Below are 17953 nucleotides of genomic sequence, written 5' to 3'. Positions count from 1 at the left end.
ATGTTGACAACCGCTAAGATTGAAGAAATCCGCGCTCGGATAAAAACCTGGAAAAACAAAGGTGAAAGCGTCGCGTTTGTGCCGACTATGGGCAATCTGCACGCTGGCCATATCAGCCTGATCACCGAAGGCAAACGACGTGCGGATCATGTGGTAGCTTCAATTTTCGTCAACCCGATGCAATTCGGCCCTAACGAAGATTTGGATGGTTACCCGAGGACGCTGGAAGCTGATCAGCAGAAACTGGTAGAAGCTGGCTGTGAGTTACTGTTTCTCCCAACTCCGGAGATCATCTATCCCCGTGGTCTGGCGGTGCAGACCTATGTTGAAGTTCCCGGACTCTCGGAGCAATTGTGTGGTGAAACCCGTCCAGGTCATTTCCGTGGGGCCGCCACCATTGTCTGCAAGTTGTTTAATATCGTGCAACCTGATATTGCGCTGTTTGGTCGCAAAGACTATCAGCAGTTGCAGATTATCCGCACCATGGTAGAAGACCTTTCCCTGCCAGTCGAAGTGATGGGCGTTGATACGGTGCGCGAGTCTTCAGGGCTGGCCATGAGTAGTCGTAATGGCTACCTCACCGCCGAAGAAAAGGCTAAGGCCCCTGCGCTGAAACGGACACTGGATGACTTAGCGGAAGCTATTAAAAATGGCACGGCAATCGAACTCGCCATCGCTGAGGCCAAGAGTACCCTGCAGCATGCCGGTTTGTGTCCGGATTATATCGAAATCCGTCAGGCACAAACCCTGGCCCCAGTGACTGAGACTGATAAAGAGCTGGTGATTCTGGCAGCCGTCTATTTGGGAAAGGCCAGATTGATCGATAACCTCGTTGTCCATCGCTGAAATGCATTACCGCCAGCACAATAACAGTGCTGGCGGGCAAACTGACTGAATGTTAACTAGGTCATATGTCCGCCCTGCCAAAACGCTAGCCAACCCCACCAAATTAGGTCATGATAATTAACATTGTAAACTTGGATAAGTTTGCCGATGTTATCTTATAGGGATCTGTTTTTATTTGTTTTATTAATTTCTTCAGCGACATATGTCAATGCTGAGGACAGTAAATTAATTTACAAATGTATCACAAATAACCAGATAGCTTTTAGCCAACAACCCTGCCCTGATAATTACACGCAATACCAGATTGAGTACCAGAATGGTCTGGCAAAAGAGACGCCAGAAAAAACCGCGGAGGTCGATCCACTGCAAAAAATCCTCGCCACGAAAGGGCTGACGACAGGTCAATTAGGCCGTTGGCTGGATTCTGAAATCAATCGCCTGCAGCAGGAACACGGCTATTTGGAAACGCTGCGCACCAATGAGTTACAAAAGCTAGAGCGGGAAAGATATTGGGAACATACCGCAACGACTGATAGTGGGTACTTGCAGAAACAGCAACAAATCAATCAACGTTACGACACACTGCAACAACGTAATCACCAGTCACTGGCAAAACTGCAGCAATATAAACAGCAACTCCCGGAACCACAGGCTCATCCTTGAGCCTGAAACGCATCAGGTACGCAAACCAATTCCGCGCGACACCAGATAATAGGCCAATAGCCATAATCCGGCACAAAAACCAATGATGACCGCGACAGATAAACCGACACTGATATCCGCAAAGCCGAGAAAGCCATAACGGAACACGTTGATCATATACACGATAGGGTTAAGTGCCGACACGCCTCGCCAGAAATCAGGTAATAACGACAGTGAATAAAATACCCCACCGAGATAGGTCAAGGGGGTCAGTACAAATGTCGGAATGATGCTGATGTCATCAAAATTACGGGCAAATACGGCGTTAATCAGACCGCCTAGAGCAAATAGCACTGAGGTCAAGAACACGGTTATCACTACCAGCAATGGATGTTGTAAGTGCAAGTCCACAAAGCACATTGCCACCACAGTCACGATTAAACCCACCAGCAGACCACGAGCCACACCGCCCGCCACGTAGCCACCGATCATGACATAATGGGGTACAGGTGCGACTAATAGCTCTTCCAGATTACGCTGAAACTTCGCACTGAAAAAAGATGAAGCAACGTTGGCGTAGGAGTTAGTGATCACCGCCATCATGATCAGCCCGGGGGCAATAAATTCCATATAGGACACCCCGCCCATCAAGCCGATACGACTGCCGACCAGATTACCGAAAATTAAAAAGTACAGCGTCATGGTAATGGCGGGCGGTAACAGGGTTTGGATCCAAATCCGGGTAAAACGGGTGATCTCTTTGATAACGATGCTTTTAAAGGCGATAAAATACAGGCCTTTCATGCGTTAGCTCCTTTGTCGCGCTCGACCAGTTCTACAAACAGTTCTTCCAAGCGGTTGGTTTTATTCCGCATCGACAGCACATCAATGCCCTGCGCGGTCAGCGCTGCAAATACGCTGTTGAGGCTATTAGACTTGGCCACATCGACTTCTAAGGTATTGGCGTCGATTAACCTTGCTTGAATACCGGGCAGTTCGGGTAACTGTGTCTGCGGCTGCTTGAGATCCAGCACAAAGGTTTCCATGTCCAGCTTCGCCAGCAAGGCTTTCATACTGGTACATTCCACCAGCACGCCGTTATCGATGATGCCGATATTACGGCACAGCATTTCAGCTTCTTCAAGATAATGCGTGGTCAGGATGATGGTGACACCTTCCTGGTTGATGCGTTGCAGGAATTCCCACATGGAGCGTCGCAGTTCAATATCAACCCCGGCAGTTGGTTCATCGAGAATCAACAGCTTCGGTTCATGCATCAACGCCCGGGCAATCATCAAACGCCGTTTCATGCCGCCGGATAACTCCCGCGCTTTGGCATTGCGCTTTTGCCACAGATCTAACTGCGTCAGATATTTCTCGGCCCTTACATAGGCTTCCGAACGTGGGACACCGTAGTAACCTGCCTGATTCACCACAATTTGCAGCACGCTTTCAAACTGATTGAAGTTGAACTCCTGCGGCACTAAACCGATACAAAGTTTGGCTTGTTCGAGTTCTTGATCCAGATCGTGACCGAACACTTCTACCTTGCCGCCGGTTTTATGGACCAGCGAACTGATAATGCCGATGGTAGTAGACTTTCCGGCACCGTTAGGCCCCAACAAGGCAAAGAAATCCCCCTGCTTTACCTGCAGGTTAATCCCCTTGACGGCTTCAACACCGCCTTTATAGGTTTTCTTCAGGTTTTCCAGCGCCAGCGCCACCCCTGCTGTCATCGGTTGTATCCTCTGTAGGGTAAAACAAAACTCCCGCCATAGCGGGAGTCAGATTGTCTGTCAAAACCACCTAATGCAGGTTATTCCTGAGGAATAACCCTGGCAATATAGGGGAGATTGCGGTATTGCTCCGCGTAGTCGATACCATAACCTACCACAAATTCATCGGGAATGGTAAAGCCGACAAAATCCACCGGCACATCGACTTCGCGACGATCGGGCTTATCCAGCAATGTGCACAACGCCAGACTTTTGGGATCGCGCAGCCGCAGCATTTCACGGACTTTGTTCAGGGTATTGCCGGAATCGATGAGGTCTTCGACAATTAAGACATCGCGTCCGGCAATGTCTGACTGGACATCCTTGAGGATCTTCACATCGCGGGAGCTGGTCATAGTACTGCCATAACTGGACACCGACATAAAGTCGATCTCCACATGACCGTTGATACGGCGACACAGATCCGCCATAAACACCACTGAGCCTTTTAACAGTCCCACCATCAACAGCTTATCTGTATGCTGATAATGGGCATTAATACGCGCGGCCAGTTCATCCAGTTTGCGATTGATCTCTTCTGCAGAGATCATCATTTCGATGGTGTGCTTCATACTTATCTCAATCTTCGATGCCGCCGCCAACCGGCTGATCATAGCCCCAGCGGCCCGTTAATGAATGTGCCACGCCCAGATGGTCGAGGATCCGGGCGACGACGAAGTCTACCAGATCCTGAACGGATTTGGGATGGTGATAAAAACCTGGCGCGGCAGGCAAAATCACCGCCCCCTGCTGGCTCAGACTCAGCATATGTTGTAAGTGAATGGTATTAAAAGGCGTTTCTCGCGGCACCAGGATTAACTGTCCGCGCTCTTTGAGTACCACGTCGGCCGCCCGTTCCAACAGATTATTACTCATGCCCGTGGCTACGGCGGCCAAAGTGCCGGTTGAACAAGGACAGATCACCATCTGCTTTGGCGCCGCAGAACCGGATGCGGGCGGTGAAAACCATTGATCCTTACCCAATACCCGTAGCGCTCCACTCGCGGGCATAATAGCCTGTAACTGTTCCGTGGCCTTTTCCGGCGCAGCACTGAGCTTAATACCATGCTCTTGCGCCAGTACCACTCTGGCGGCAGAGGAGATCATCAAAAATACCTGATAATCCGCTTGTAGCAGGCATTCCAACAGTTTCAGGCCATAAGGTGCCCCTGAAGCGCCAGTCCAGGCCAGACTGATACTATTCATCGCTGCGTCTCCGCATGAAAGCGAGCCTTAAGTGCGGCCAGTAATTTGCCGTGAATACCGCCAAAGCCGCCATTGCTCATGATGACAATGCTGTCACCAGCCTGTGCTTCAGCAGCCACTGTTTGCACGACATCCTCAAGCTTGTATAGCACAGCAACGGGAATCGGCGCATCCGCCATGGCTGCCGAAATATCCCAATGGATAGTATCTGCCTGATACAAAATCGCGTTGTCTGCATCATGCATCGACTCGGCGAGAGTGGCCTTGTGTACGCCACTTTTCATCGTGTTAGAACGGGGTTCCAGCACCACGGTGATATGACCATCGCCAACCTTAGCCCGCAGCCCTTGCAGCGTTGTGGCTATGGCTGTTGGATGATGGGCAAAATCGTCAAATACCTGAATGCCATGTATATCGCCAATCAGTTCCAGTCGTCTTTTAGGCGGAATAAACTGCATCAGCGCGGCGATGGCATCGGCCGGCTTTACGCCTACGTGACGCGCTGCAGCCACGGCCATCACCGCATTTTCCATATTGTGTTTGCCGAGTAATGACCATTCCAGTTTGCCCTGCGAGCCCCCCGCCAGAAACAACTCAAAATGATGTCCATCAGCGGCTAACGGCTCGATATGCCAATCCCCCACACCACTCATGTGGCTTACCGTTTCCTGTTCACTCCAGCAGCCCTTGGCGACAACCTCAGCCACAGCTTCACTGTCTTTCGGCCAGATCACCCTGCCGTTACCAGGCACTATCCGCAGCAGGTGATGAAACTGCTTCTGAATGGCCTTCAGATCGTCAAAGATATCGGCATGGTCATATTCCAGATTGTTAATTACCAACGTCCGCGGTTGGTAATGCACAAATTTGGAACGCTTATCGAAGAAGGCACTGTCATATTCATCGGCCTCCACCACAAAAAACGGCGAATTGCCGAGCCGCGCCGAGACACCAAAATTGCGCGGAATACCGCCGATAAGAAAGCCTGGCTGATAACCACAGGACTCTAAAATCCACGCCAACATACTGGCTGTCGACGTTTTACCGTGAGTTCCTGAGACTGCCAGCACCCAGCGTTCAGGTAAGATATAATCATGCAAAAACTGCGGGCCTGAGGTGTATTTCAGCCCGTTATCCAACACGGCCTCGACGCAGGGATTGCCGCGGCTCATCGCATTGCCAATCACCACCAAATCCGGTGCAGGGTCTAACTGGGCAGGGTCAAAGCCTTGGATCAGAGCGATACCCTGCTGCTCTAACTGAGTACTCATTGGCGGATAGACATTGGCATCAGCGCCAGTCACTTTATGGCCCATAGCTCTCGCTAAAATTGCCAAGCCCCCCATGAAGGTGCCACAAATCCCTAAAATATGTATATGCATGATGCAGTTCCTGCGCGTAACAACTGCCGCCTATTCTACCCATTGCCAACGGGATTGTCAGTGTAACCTCAGCATCCACAACTAACGTTAGCTGTCGCTTTTCATATATATAGAAGTAAAAACATCTAGACGGCTAAATTGACAGCTATCAGCCGATCCCCTATGCTGCGACAGATTGCCACAGCCATGTCTGTTGCATAAGCTGAAAAGACTTTTTGCCGGGTTAACCGCCACCATCGTTAAATACCGGGCTCATAAAAACAGAGAATAAGATTTTGACTACAAACACCAAACCTGAGGCTGCGCCGTCTGCGATAGCCCTATTACCGCTGTTACTGTTTCTGGTGCTATTTATTGGTGCCGGTCTTTATTTTCAGGCAAACGGCGTGGCGATGGCGTTTTATCAACTGCCAAGTCCGGTAGCGATTTTGCCCGCGATTGTGTTGGCAGTGTTGTTATCAAAACAAAAGCTGAATCAGACGCTGGATACCTTTATGGCCGGCATTGGGCATAGCAACATCATTGCGATGTGTCTGATTTATCTCCTGGCCGGGGCTTTTGCCTCGGTGGCTAAAGCGACCGGCGGCGTGGATGCGACGGTGGCACTGGGATTGCAGTTTATTCCATCACAACTGCTGTTACCGGGGTTCTTTGTGATAGCGGCCTTTATTGCGACAGCCATGGGCACTTCTATGGGTACTATCGCAGCAGTAGCCCCCATTGCACTGGGTATTGCAGAAGAAGCGAATATCGATTTAACCCTGATGGCCGGGGCGGTGATGTCTGGGGCGCTGTTTGGTGACAACCTGTCGATTATTTCCGACACCACTATTGCCGCTACCCGCACCCAAGGCTGTTACATGCGGGACAAGTTTCGGGAAAACCTGATTTTCGCCATTCCGGCAGCCATCATCACACTAGTACTGTTTACCTTGGCTTCTAAGGGCAGCGCGGCTATCCCATCACAGCAGGTGGATGTCGTAAAAGTTTTGCCGTATATCAGCATTCTGATCCTCGCAGTTTCAGGACTTAACGTGTTCGTCGTGCTGGCGCTAGGGATTGTCTTTGCTGGCGGTGTCGGCATGTATAGCAGCGATTACGGATTGGTTGCCTTTACCAATGATATCTACAAAGGTTTTGGCAACATGCAAGAGATCTTTGTGTTATCCATGTTTGTCGGCGGCCTGGCAGCACTGATGCAACAGCAAGGTGGCCTCGCGTTTATCAGTCACCGCATTGAAGGCCTCATTCGGCGCTTTTCTCGCGATGCAGGGGAAAACTCCAGCAGAGCAGCAGAATTGGGAATGGCCGGGATGGTGGCGCTGACCAACACTTGTGTCGCCAACAATACCGTATCAATTGTGATCAACGGCGATATAGCCCGGGAATTGGCGCAGCAAAATGCGGTCAGTGCCAAACGCGCGGCCAGCGTGCTGGATATCTTCGCCTGTATCATTCAGGGATTAATTCCGTATGGTGCGCAAGCGCTGTTGATTGCCTCGCACTTTAAAATCTCCCCGCTGCAAGCGGTTTCCGATGTCTGGTACTGCATGGTGCTGGCGGTGGTATCGGTGATTGTGATTGTGCTGCGGCCGCGCAGCCATTAATTGTACGTCAGGTATCAAAAAGCCCGCAACTGCGGGCTTTTCTTTAGCATCAAAATCGTTATTAACGATTAATTTGCGGATCTAATTCACCGGTCTGATAACGCTTGTACATGGCCTGCAGTGACAGTGGCTTGATCTTAGAGCCCATACCCGCACAGCCAAACGCTTCATAGCGTTCCACACAGATTTCCGCCATAGCTTCCATAGAAGCTTTAAGGAATTTGCGTGGATCGAACTCCCGCGGATTTTCCGCCAGGAATTTACGCACGGCACCGGTTGATGCCAAGCGCAGGTCAGTATCGATATTCACTTTGCGCACGCCGTGCTTGATGCCTTCTACAATCTCTTCGACTGGAACACCGTAAGTTTCTGGCATGTCACCACCGTACTGGTTGATGATCTGCAACCATTTCTGCGGTACGGATGAAGAACCGTGCATCACCAAATGGGTGTTAGGAATACGGGCATGGATCTCTTTGATGCGGTCGATACGCAGAACATCGCCAGTAGGTTTACGGCTGAATTTGTAAGCGCCGTGGCTGGTGCCGATGGCAATCGCCAAGGCATCCACATGGGTATCGGCCACAAACCGAGCCGCTTCATCTGGGCTGGTCAGCATCTGATCATGACTCAGGGTACCTTCAGCGCCAATGCCGTCTTCTTCACCGGCAGTACCGGTTTCCAGACTGCCAAGACAGCCAATTTCACCTTCCACAGACACACCACAAGCATGAGCAAAGGCAACGGTTGTGCGAGTCACATGCACGTTATAATCATAAGTGGCAGGGGTTTTCCCGTCTGACATCAATGAACCGTCCATCATCACAGAAGACATGCCCAGCTGAATTGAACGCTGACATACGTCTGGGTGAGTCCCGTGATCCTGGTGGATACACACTGGGATATCCGGATATTGTTCCAATGCAGCAGTCATCAGATATTTCAGGAACTGCGGACGGGCATATTTACGAGCACCCGCAGAGGCTTGCACGATAACCGGGCTGTCAGTCGCTTCGGCAGCCTGCATGATGGCACGCATCTGTTCCAGGTTGTTAACGTTAAATGCTGGGACACCGTAGCTATGTTCAGCAGCGTGATCCAGCAACTGGCGCAGAGAAATTAAGGCCATAATCTGTTATCTCCATTCATGGGCAACTCACATTGCCCGGTCCAATTGTCTATAAGCTTTATGATAGCGCTGCCGGTCATAGTCGGCAGCTTATGATAAGTTTTTTATCTCGGTTCAGTTAGCGCGCGCTTGCAACATAGCAACGGCTGGTAGCTCTTTACCTTCCAGGAACTCCAGGAAAGCACCACCGCCGGTTGAGATGTAGGAAACTTTATCCGCAATGCCGTATTTATCAACTGCCGCCAGGGTATCGCCACCGCCAGCAATTGAAAACGCCGGAGATGCCGCAATTGCCTCAGCAATGCACTTAGTGCCGGCACCAAACTGATCAAATTCAAATACACCGACCGGGCCGTTCCATACGATGGTACCGGCTTTCATAATGATTTCGGCCAGAACTTCCGCACTGTCAGGCCCGATATCAAAAATCATGTCATCATCCGCCACGTCAGCCACATCTTTTAATGTCGCAACCGCATCGGCACTGAATGCCTTGGCGACAACCACATCGGTGGGCACTGGAATATCACCACCACGACTCTGGGCATTAGCGACCAGGCGTTTGGCCTCATCAATCAGATCGGCTTCATACAACGACTTACCAACATTGTGACCAGCTGCTGCAATAAAGGTGTTAGCAATACCACCGCCCACCACCAGTTGATCGACAATCTTGGAAAGGCTGTCTAATACCGTCAGCTTAGTGGAGACTTTGGAGCCACCCACAATTGCCACCAACGGCCGTTTCGGGTTATCCATGGCCTTTGCCAGAGCTTCCAGCTCAGCCGCCAACAGTGGGCCGGCACAAGCTACCGGGGCAAACATGCCTACACCATGGGTTGATGCCTGCGCGCGATGCGCGGTACCAAAGGCGTCCATGACATAAACATCACACAGTGCTGCCATCTGCTTCGACAAGGCTTCATCATTTTTCTTTTCGCCCTTGTTGAAACGAACGTTTTCAAACACTACCACTTCACCGACAGCAACATCGACACCGTTCAGGTAATCGGTGACCAGTCGTACCGGGCAATCTAAGGCTTTGGCCAGATAATCCACTACCGGTTGCAGTGAAAATTCTGCGTTATACTCACCTTCCGTTGGCCGTCCCAGATGAGACATCACCATCACCGCCGCACCTTTTTCCAGCGCTAGCTTGATAGTGGGCAAAGAGGCACGCAAACGTGCATCACTGGTCACCACCCCATCGGCTACCGGCACGTTGAGATCTTCACGGATAAGCACACGCTTTCCTTGAAGATCCAGATCTGACATTTTAATAATCGCCATGTTCATGCTTCCTGTTCTAACTAAAATATGCGGTTGTATTGATAGCGGTCATTCCCTGCCACTACCCCAAAATTTACTCAGCTGGCTGAAACATTGCCAACGCCGTATCCAGCATTCGATTGGCAAATCCCCACTCGTTATCACACCACAATAACAGCTTGATCAGATGGCCATCGCTGACGCGGGTTTGCGTGCCGTCTACCACGCTGGAGCGAGGATCATGATTAAAGTCACATGATACCAAAGGCTCATCGGTAAAGCCCAGAATGCCATCCAGTCGGCCACGAGTCGCTTCCAGCAATACCTGATTCACCGTCGCAATATTCACCCGTTTGTCGACGGTCAGTGATACGTCGATAGCCGTGACATTGACGGTCGGAACTCGCACCGAGATCGCCTCAAATTTGTCTTTCATCTGCGGCAATATGCGCTCGATACCACGCGCCAACTTCGTATCGACTGGAATAATCGACTGACTGGCAGCACGCGTGCGGCGTAAGTCATCATGATAGGCATCAATTACCTGCTGATCATTCATCGACGCATGAATAGTGGTGATTGCGCCGCTGCGAATGCCGAAATGACGGTCCAGTTCGGAGATCACCGGAATAACGCAGTTGGTGGTACATGAGGCGTTGGACACCACGGTATGTTGCGGGGTTAACAGCTCATCATTGACACCATAAACAATCGTGGCATCGACATCAGCAGAGGCGGGATGGCTGATCAACACCTTGCGAGCGCCCGCTTGCAGATGAGCAGTGCAAGCTGCGCGGTCATGTAGGGCCCCGGTACATTCCAGCACCAGGTCCACATCCAGCGCTTGCCACGGCAATTTAGTGGCATCCGCTTCATGCAGCAGCGTGATGCTGTCGTTGCCCACCTGCATCTGCTCCTGCTCCAGACTGGCGCGCAGTGAAAAGCGGCCGTGCGTGGTGTCGTAGTTAGTCAGATGTACCATGGCTTCGGGTTTGGCCAACTCGTTAATTGCCACAATCTGCAACTGTTGGCGTTTGCCGGATTCATATAATGCGCGCAGCACTGAGCGGCCGATACGGCCATAACCATTGATAGCAACTCTGATCATCAGTAATTCTGTTCCCTCTAATTCAGGGCGATAAAACAACGGCCTATCATAAGACAGGCCGTTACGAATGGCGAGTGAAGGAACGCCCTGTCAGGCGTTCCATTCAGCAACAGTTCATGCCAGCAAAGATTCGGCAGCAGCAATCACGTTATCGACGGTAAAGCCGAACTCTTCAAACAATTGACCCGCTGGAGCCGACTCACCGAAGGTGGTCATGCCGATAACCTTGCCGTTAAGACCGACATACTTGTACCAGTAATCGGCGATCCCGGCTTCAACGGCAACGCGCTTGGTCACAGCGGCCGGTAATACAGCTTCTTTATACGCCGCATCCTGTTTATCAAACACATCAGTGGCAGGCATAGATACTACGCGCACTTTACGTCCGGCAGCAGTCAGTGACGCTTGTGCTTTCACGGCTAATTCTACTTCAGAACCGGTGGCGATGAAGATCAGCTCAGGCGTACCAGCACAATCCACCAGCACATAACCACCTTTAGTGACATCGGCCAGCTGCGCAGCGTTGCGAGGCATCTGCGTCAGGTTTTGCCGTGAGAAAATCAGTGATGTTGGACCATCCTGACGTTCAATAGCATATTTCCAGGCGATCGCAGATTCCACTTGGTCACATGGACGCCAGGTACTCATGTTAGGCATCAGACGCAGGGTGGCAGTTTGCTCAACCGGCTGATGGGTTGGACCGTCTTCCCCCAGACCAATGGAGTCATGGGTATACACAAAGATTACCCGCTGTTTCATCAATGCTGCCATACGCAGTGCGTTACGGGCATATTCCATAAACATCAGGAAAGTTGCGCCATAAGGCACAAAGCCACCATGCAACGCAATACCATTCATCATCGCTGACATACCGAACTCACGCACCCCGTAGTGCAGATAGTTACCAGTAGCGTCTTCGCGGCTGATGGACTTGGAAGCGGAATACATCGTCAGGTTAGAAGGCGCTAAGTCAGCACTACCACCGAGAAATTCTGGCAGTAATTTACCGAAGGCTTCCAATGCGTTTTGCGATGCCTTGCGTGACGCGATATTGGCCGGGTTGGCTTGTAACTGTTCGATATAAGCCTGAGCGCCGGTTGCAAAGTCGGCTGGCAGTTCGCCACTGACACGGCGTTTCAGTTCAGCCGCCAGCTCAGGGTATGCCGCGGCGTAGGCAGCAAACTGAGTTTCCCAATCCGATTCTGCGGCACTACCGGCAGCCTTTGCATCCCAAGCGGCATAAATTTCCGCAGGAATTTCAAACGGCGCATAAGGCCATCCCAAAAATTCTCGAGCAGCGGCCACTTCAGCATCACCCAGTGGTGAGCCATGACAGTCATGGGAACCGGATTTGTTAGGTGATCCATAACCGATAATAGTTTTACAGCAGATCAGTGATGGTCGTGGATCCGCTTTGGCTTGCTCAATGGCCGAGTTAATCGCTTCAGCATCATGGCCATCAACCGCAGCAATGACTTGCCAGCCATAGGCTTCAAAACGTTTCGGAGTGTCGTCGCTAAACCAGCCATCAACGTGACCGTCAATTGAAATACCGTTGTCATCCCAGAAGGCAATCAGCTTGCCCACCCCCAGAGTCCCCGCCAGCGAGCAGGCTTCATGGGAGATACCTTCCATCATGCAACCGTCGCCCATGAACACATAAGTGTGATGGTCAACAATCTCATGGCCTTCACGGTTGAACTGCGCCGCCAACACTTTTTCGGCAATCGCCATCCCAACCGCATTGGTAATACCCTGTCCCAGCGGCCCGGTGGTGGTTTCGACACCAGGAGCATAGCCGTATTCAGGATGACCAGGCGTGCGAGAATGCAACTGACGGAACTGTTTCAGATCGTCAATACTGAGATCATAACCGCTCAGATGTAACAAGGAATAAAGCAACATCGAACCGTGGCCATTGGACAACACAAAACGGTCGCGATTAGCCCATTTCGGATCAAGTGGATTGTGCCGCAGATGCCCGCGCCAGAGTACTTCTGCGATGTCAGCCATGCCCATAGGAGCACCTGGGTGACCGGATTTAGCTTTTTGCACTGCATCCATACTTAAAGCACGAATAGCGTTAGCGAGTTCTTTACGGGAAGACATGCTTACTCCTGCGTAGTGAGACTTGAGAATTGTAGGGCTAAAATTTGGCGGTTATTTTCCCGCAGAGGGCCGGTTGAAGCAAATATATTTCCCGCGTTTTGCCTAGGAAATATGTCAAGAAAAACCCAACATCACCTTTTACTGAGTAGCCAGCTCCCTTGAAGCACTGGCCGGGCTTGCATGCGGCTGTAAAGCTAGCTAGACAGATGCGCTTTTCCAAGGCATGACAATTCCGATTAATTCACTGATATATATAAATAATCTCCCGTACATCACAGTACCGGTATGGGGGGTATCGCACAAATATCAGCAAAAGGGGTTTTATAAAAACTAAATTAAATTAAAATAGACGTCTAGATGTAGATGCTTCTATACGGATGTAGCAGCAGCTAACGGTTTTTCTATATTAATCGCGAGATTTTCCAGACTATGGCAAGACACCTGTTTACTTCTGAATCTGTGTCAGAAGGACATCCTGATAAAATCGCCGATCAGATTTCTGATGCGGTGCTCGACGCCATTCTCACCCAGGACCCTAAGGCCCGCGTCGCCTGTGAAACCTATGTCAAAACTGGCATGGTGATGGTAGGTGGTGAGATTACCACTTCTGCTTGGGTGGACATTGAAGAACTGACCCGTAACACTGTGCGTGAAATCGGCTATACCAGTTCCGAAATGGGATTTGATGCTAACTCCTGTGCGGTATTAAGCGCTATCGGTAAACAATCACCTGATATCAACCAAGGTGTTGACCGTAAAGACCCGAAAGAACAGGGTGCGGGAGACCAGGGATTGATGTTCGGTTATGCCAGCAACGAAACTGACGTACTGATGCCAGCCCCAATCACTTATGCACATGCGCTGGTCAAACGCCAGTCACAAGTGCGTAAACAAGGCCTATTGCCATGGTTACGCCCTGATGCCAAATCTCAGGTGACCTTCGTATACGACAATGATCAGATTGTCGGTATTGATGCCGTGGTGCTATCAACTCAGCACAGCGACGAAATCAGCCTGAAAGAATTGCAAGAAGGCGTGATGGAAACCATCATCAAGCCCGTATTGCCACAGCAATGGCTGACCAAAGACACCAAATTCTTTATCAACCCAACCGGTCGTTTTGTGATTGGTGGGCCGATGGGCGACTGCGGTCTGACAGGTCGTAAGATTATCGTCGATACCTACGGTGGTATGGCGCGTCATGGTGGTGGTGCATTCTCTGGTAAAGATCCATCAAAGGTGGACCGCAGTGCGGCATACGCGGCCCGTTATGTTGCTAAGAACATCGTGGCTGCCGGACTGGCGGCTCGCTGTGAAATTCAGGTTTCCTATGCCATTGGGGTAGCAGAACCGACTTCTATCAGTGTGGAAACCTTTGGTACTGGCAGATTGCCAGAAGAACAGCTGATTGCGCTAGTACGCCGTCACTTTGACCTGCGGCCATACGGTCTGACCGAAATGCTGGATCTGGCTCGCCCAATCTATCAGGCAACCGCAGCATACGGCCACTTTGGCCGCAGTGAGTTCCCGTGGGAGCAAACCAATAAGGCTGAAGCCCTGCGTGATGACGCGGGCTTGTAATTAAATTAGCCGATAAAAAAGCCGCCTACTGGCGGTTTTTTTATCGTTAAAAATCAATAACAATGGTCGAAATGGGCGCTTTCCATGCACATAAATGCCAGTTGCTGTGGGGGTAATGGTGTCACCGAAACCGCTTCAGCATCTTTGACTAACGCCTCATCAGCCACTAATGCCAGCTGACTGTGATAATTATTTGTGCGACCACAATCAAAGATACTATCCAACGCCTGCACCAAAAAACGTCGGCCTTCTTTTCCCTGAATACCCGCCTCAATCACTCGGTACTTTTGTTGCTGTAACGCCAATAACGATACCAGCCAACGGGCCATATCAAATGACGATAATCGCAGTGTTTTGCTGAGCGAGAGTAATGACGCCTGAGTATGTAATTCCTGAGTTCCCATCGTGTTCACCCACCACAATTGATGATGCTTTAAGGCTAGCAAATCCGTCGATATTCGGATATCGATCTCCACCCCATGACGATATTTTTTAATCATGCATCAAATAAGTGCTGACAAAGACCATTAATGTCAATAAGTTATACCTGTAGGCAAGCATTAACTCATCCATAAATTGCTAATGGTAACGTTATCAAGATTAATGCCCCGGATTGTAACGACAATGTTGACAATGATCAGAACATCGCCTACTCAAAGTTGCAAAATTTGTATAACAAATCCACACTTAATGCCAATTGACCACTAAAAGGGACAAGGCCATGCTGCCTGAATCGGTTAAACCTGGAATTAGCTTACTGGAAAACGATAATCATGGACTGAATTTAGTGCGCTGGATGCATCAGTGCGAGCTAATGAAACATTATTATCAGGCAGATAAGGTATTTGTACTGCAAAAAACTGACAGCGGGTTTGAAGTGATTGTCAGTGCGGCTGACAACAGCATGCAATTTGCCCCAGGCAAAACCTTTGCGGCAGACTCAGGGTTGTTACATCAGATGGCTTACAGCAGTCCTGATGGTTTAAACCTGGATTTGACTCAAGGAACCGCCGATGAATATCCCGATGAATTCCGTAGCGTGTTGAGTATTCTTTCACGCCCGGTACATTGGCCAGACGGTTCAATATTTGGCTGTTTGTGTGTCCTAAATGCCCATGCCAACGAAAATCAGCATGTCAGCCCATTGATGCTGGAACCGTTCCAAATCCTGCTACAACAAGATCTGGCACTACTGTGTCAAAATCATCGTATTGAAGCCTTGTCGATGCGTGATGCCGATACCGGGATGCTGAATAATTATGGCTTCATCATGATGGCGCCAAGACAACTCAATTTAGGGCGGCGCTTCGGTGCTCACTGCGGTGTGATTTTCTTTGAACTGGAACCCAACGGTGTCATGGACGATGAGCTGTTAAAACGCTGCCATCAGGAACTGGCCAATCTGTTACTGACCACGCTCCGGGCCGCCGATATTGCAGCGCATTACGACAATACTAAATTTGTGTTGCTCGTGTTCGTCGATCTGGAACGTGACCTCGAACATATTGTTCGACGGGTTGAGCGACTGTTCAGCCAGTCCCCTTTACCTATGTCCATCGACTATAGTTATCGCTTCTTTACACCGGATTCCACCGCTAAATTGGTGGCCATGGTGGATGAGGCAAAATCCGGTCTGCGCTCTTCAGTTCCTAAAAACGACGCGTAACAATCATCGGGCCATGGATACATGTGGTTAACATGGCCTAATGAAAAATAACCTGCCCATCAGTAACTGGTGGAAATACTTCATTTCTCCCTGAAAAGTTGGCAAACTGCCGCCTTCCCGGTTCAATGGATATCCCCAATGCTGAAACACATTTTGTCAGTGTTATTGCTGGCATCACTGACAGCCTGCCAATCGCTCTACACCACGCCTATTAGCCTTACTGAGTTACAAGGCAACTGGCATATTGATAGCATTCGGGGAAAAGCCGTCACTGACTACAGCCCGGCGCAACTTACGTTTGCTGCAGATGGCAAACTCAGCGGTAACAACAGCTGCAATAATTTCTTTGGTAGCTACCAGCTTGACGGCAAGATGCTGACGCTGAAACCCGCAGGCTCGACGATGAAAGCCTGCATTGATGAATTGATGGCACAGGAACAGAACGTTATGCACCTGCTGCCCAAGGTCACTACCGCCGCATACAACGATGGCAAACTGTTACTGCTGGGAAGTAAAAGCAAAGTGTTGCTGACACTCAGCCGCCGCTAACATCGCGGCGAAGTTTATGAGTGTCACTTAGATTTACAATGACAAAACATTCAGTAAAAAACGCAAGTTTGACGATGACAAACATCCATCGTCAGAAAGTTTATCGATCAAAGTTACCCTTGATGGAGCAACGTTACTGACAGCCAGAAGCATACACTTCAAGCGTCAAAACGAACTTCGTCTGCCAGATCGAAACGCAACGGATGTAAGGCGGCTGGGGGTTCATCACGCTCAACAATATAATCCCAGTAGTCGTTATCGAAACGATGAAAGAATCCTTCGTCTTTTACTGAACCACGATTCGCATACCACCACCAAACCGGCCCCCACAGACCCAGTGTTAGCATAGTCAGTAGAAAGTGTAACGAATGTGCCAGCAGCTGACGTTTGGCACGGTTAGCGTCAGAGGTATTGATTGATGATTGATTCATGATACTTCCCCCGATCAAGCGAGACGACATTACCCGTTAACCGGGAACTGCTCAAAAAACAGCTTCATTATATCCAGAGTTAGACTTTAGTCTAATAAGTTTTAACGCTAAGCCCATACACTGCTAAAGCCATTTGCACCTGTAATGGTGCACTGCTAGATTGTGCAGCCACCTCATTAAAAAATCTGACGAGAGATCTTATGCAAATCCGCAAAGGCCGCAGCGAAGATATCAACGCGCTGGTTGCCTTTAACCAGGCAATGGCCGAAGAAACTGAAGGTCTAAAGCTTGACGCGACCACGTTGACGCGCGGCGTGACCACCATGATTAACGAGCCTCAACGTGGTTTTTATCTAGTTGCTGAGCAACAAGGAAACATTGTTGCCTCGTTAATGGTGACGTTTGAATGGAGTGACTGGCGCGCCGCCAATTACTACTGGATACAGAGTGTCTATGTCACCCCAAGCAGTCGCCGTCAGGGTATCTATCGCCAACTATATCAAGCGGTAAAAACCATGGCAGAAGCCGAAGGTGGAGCCGCAAGCTTCCGCTTATATGTTGAACATGACAATCAACGGGCCCAGCAGACCTATACCGCGTTGGGCATGGCTCAAAGTCATTACCTGATGTTTGAAGAAGTCGTTAAAGCCTAA

The 17953-nt window shown here is 50.1% G+C and carries 18 protein-coding genes; 7 read left to right on the top strand and 11 right to left on the bottom strand.

From position 1 onward, the window contains the following. Together panC and PY479_RS02745 are read left to right on the top strand one after the other, a co-directional pair. A complete protein-coding gene (gene panC, locus PY479_RS02750) occupies positions 1-846 on the top strand; it encodes a pantoate--beta-alanine ligase (protein ID WP_275482808.1) in 846 nt (281 codons plus the stop codon). 147 nt (positions 847-993) lie between these two features. Continuing rightward, the gene (locus PY479_RS02745; protein WP_275482807.1) at positions 994-1509 is read left to right on the top strand and encodes a DUF4124 domain-containing protein; all 516 of its coding nucleotides are present in this window, start codon (positions 994-996) and stop codon (positions 1507-1509) included. A gap of 12 nt (positions 1510-1521) precedes the next feature. On the opposite strand, the gene PY479_RS02740 is transcribed toward PY479_RS02745, so the two are convergent. The 5 genes from PY479_RS02740 to mpl all read right to left on the bottom strand — a co-directional run bounded on the left by PY479_RS02740 (position 1522) and on the right by mpl (position 5851). Continuing rightward, entirely contained in the window at positions 1522-2292 is a 771-nt protein-coding gene (locus PY479_RS02740; RefSeq protein WP_275482806.1) for an ABC transporter permease, read from the bottom strand. Next, entirely contained in the window at positions 2289-3224 is a 936-nt protein-coding gene (locus tag PY479_RS02735; protein ID WP_212595550.1) for an ABC transporter ATP-binding protein, read from the bottom strand. The genes PY479_RS02740 and PY479_RS02735 overlap by 4 nt, the downstream gene beginning before the upstream one ends. A gap of 80 nt (positions 3225-3304) precedes the next feature. Then, positions 3305-3835: a hypoxanthine phosphoribosyltransferase gene (gene hpt / locus PY479_RS02730; protein WP_212595549.1), complete on the bottom strand. Its 531-nt coding sequence runs from the start codon at positions 3833-3835 to the stop codon at positions 3305-3307. Between the two features lie 7 nt (positions 3836-3842). Further along, a complete protein-coding gene (locus tag PY479_RS02725; protein WP_275482805.1) occupies positions 3843-4469 on the bottom strand; it encodes a flavin prenyltransferase UbiX in 627 nt (208 codons plus the stop codon). Next, positions 4466-5851 carry a UDP-N-acetylmuramate:L-alanyl-gamma-D-glutamyl-meso-diaminopimelate ligase gene (gene mpl / locus PY479_RS02720; RefSeq protein ID WP_275482804.1) on the bottom strand — a complete coding sequence of 462 codons (1386 nt, stop codon included), beginning with the start codon at positions 5849-5851 and terminating at the stop codon, positions 4466-4468. Before mpl ends, PY479_RS02725 begins: the two co-directional genes overlap by 4 nt. Before the next feature lie 275 nt (positions 5852-6126). On the opposite strand from mpl, the gene PY479_RS02715 reads away from it, so the two are divergent. Further along, positions 6127-7458, top strand: a complete 1332-nt coding sequence (locus tag PY479_RS02715; protein WP_275482803.1) for a Na+/H+ antiporter NhaC family protein — start codon at positions 6127-6129, stop codon at positions 7456-7458. 61 nt (positions 7459-7519) lie between these two features. On the opposite strand, the gene fba is transcribed toward PY479_RS02715, so the two are convergent. The 4 genes from fba to tkt form a co-directional block, all read right to left on the bottom strand. Further along, positions 7520-8587 carry a class II fructose-bisphosphate aldolase gene (fba, locus tag PY479_RS02710; protein ID WP_212595546.1) on the bottom strand — a complete coding sequence of 356 codons (1068 nt, stop codon included), beginning with the start codon at positions 8585-8587 and terminating at the stop codon, positions 7520-7522. 114 nt (positions 8588-8701) lie between these two features. Beyond that, positions 8702-9877 (bottom strand): phosphoglycerate kinase, encoded by a 1176-nt coding sequence (locus PY479_RS02705; protein ID WP_212595545.1) that lies wholly within the window; start codon positions 9875-9877, stop codon positions 8702-8704. Positions 9878-9950: 73 nt separating this feature from the next. Next, positions 9951-10964 (bottom strand): erythrose-4-phosphate dehydrogenase, encoded by a 1014-nt coding sequence (gene epd / locus PY479_RS02700; protein WP_212595544.1) that lies wholly within the window; start codon positions 10962-10964, stop codon positions 9951-9953. Positions 10965-11078: 114 nt separating this feature from the next. Further along, positions 11079-13073, bottom strand: coding sequence for a transketolase (gene tkt, locus PY479_RS02695; RefSeq protein ID WP_275482802.1), 1995 nt, complete (start codon positions 13071-13073; stop codon positions 11079-11081). A gap of 429 nt (positions 13074-13502) precedes the next feature. Here tkt and metK point away from each other — a divergent pair, with 429 nt between their 5' ends. Then, positions 13503-14654, top strand: a complete 1152-nt coding sequence (gene metK / locus PY479_RS02690) for a methionine adenosyltransferase (RefSeq protein WP_212595542.1) — start codon at positions 13503-13505, stop codon at positions 14652-14654. Positions 14655-14707: 53 nt separating this feature from the next. On the opposite strand, the gene PY479_RS02685 is transcribed toward metK, so the two are convergent. Continuing rightward, a complete protein-coding gene (locus PY479_RS02685) occupies positions 14708-15154 on the bottom strand; it encodes a hypothetical protein (protein WP_212595541.1) in 447 nt (148 codons plus the stop codon). A gap of 221 nt (positions 15155-15375) precedes the next feature. Here PY479_RS02685 and PY479_RS02680 point away from each other — a divergent pair, with 221 nt between their 5' ends. Further along, complete coding sequence (locus PY479_RS02680; protein WP_212595540.1) at positions 15376-16320, top strand: GGDEF domain-containing protein; 945 nt, start codon at positions 15376-15378, stop codon at positions 16318-16320. 138 nt (positions 16321-16458) lie between these two features. Further along, positions 16459-16869: an META domain-containing protein gene (locus tag PY479_RS02675; protein ID WP_275482801.1), complete on the top strand. Its 411-nt coding sequence runs from the start codon at positions 16459-16461 to the stop codon at positions 16867-16869. A gap of 158 nt (positions 16870-17027) precedes the next feature. On the opposite strand, the gene PY479_RS02670 is transcribed toward PY479_RS02675, so the two are convergent. After that, positions 17028-17300 carry a hypothetical protein gene (locus PY479_RS02670; protein WP_275482800.1) on the bottom strand — a complete coding sequence of 91 codons (273 nt, stop codon included), beginning with the start codon at positions 17298-17300 and terminating at the stop codon, positions 17028-17030. A gap of 200 nt (positions 17301-17500) precedes the next feature. Between PY479_RS02670 and PY479_RS02665 the strand changes: the two genes are divergently transcribed. Beyond that, a complete protein-coding gene (locus PY479_RS02665; RefSeq protein ID WP_275482799.1) occupies positions 17501-17953 on the top strand; it encodes a GNAT family N-acetyltransferase in 453 nt (150 codons plus the stop codon).

It is taken from the genome of Shewanella sp. A32, assembly GCF_029167175.1.
GTDB classification, from domain to species: domain Bacteria; phylum Pseudomonadota; class Gammaproteobacteria; order Enterobacterales; family Shewanellaceae; genus Shewanella; species Shewanella yunxiaonensis.
The sequence above is the reverse complement of the archived record's forward strand: the minus strand, read 5'-3'. Positions and strand labels throughout refer to the sequence as shown.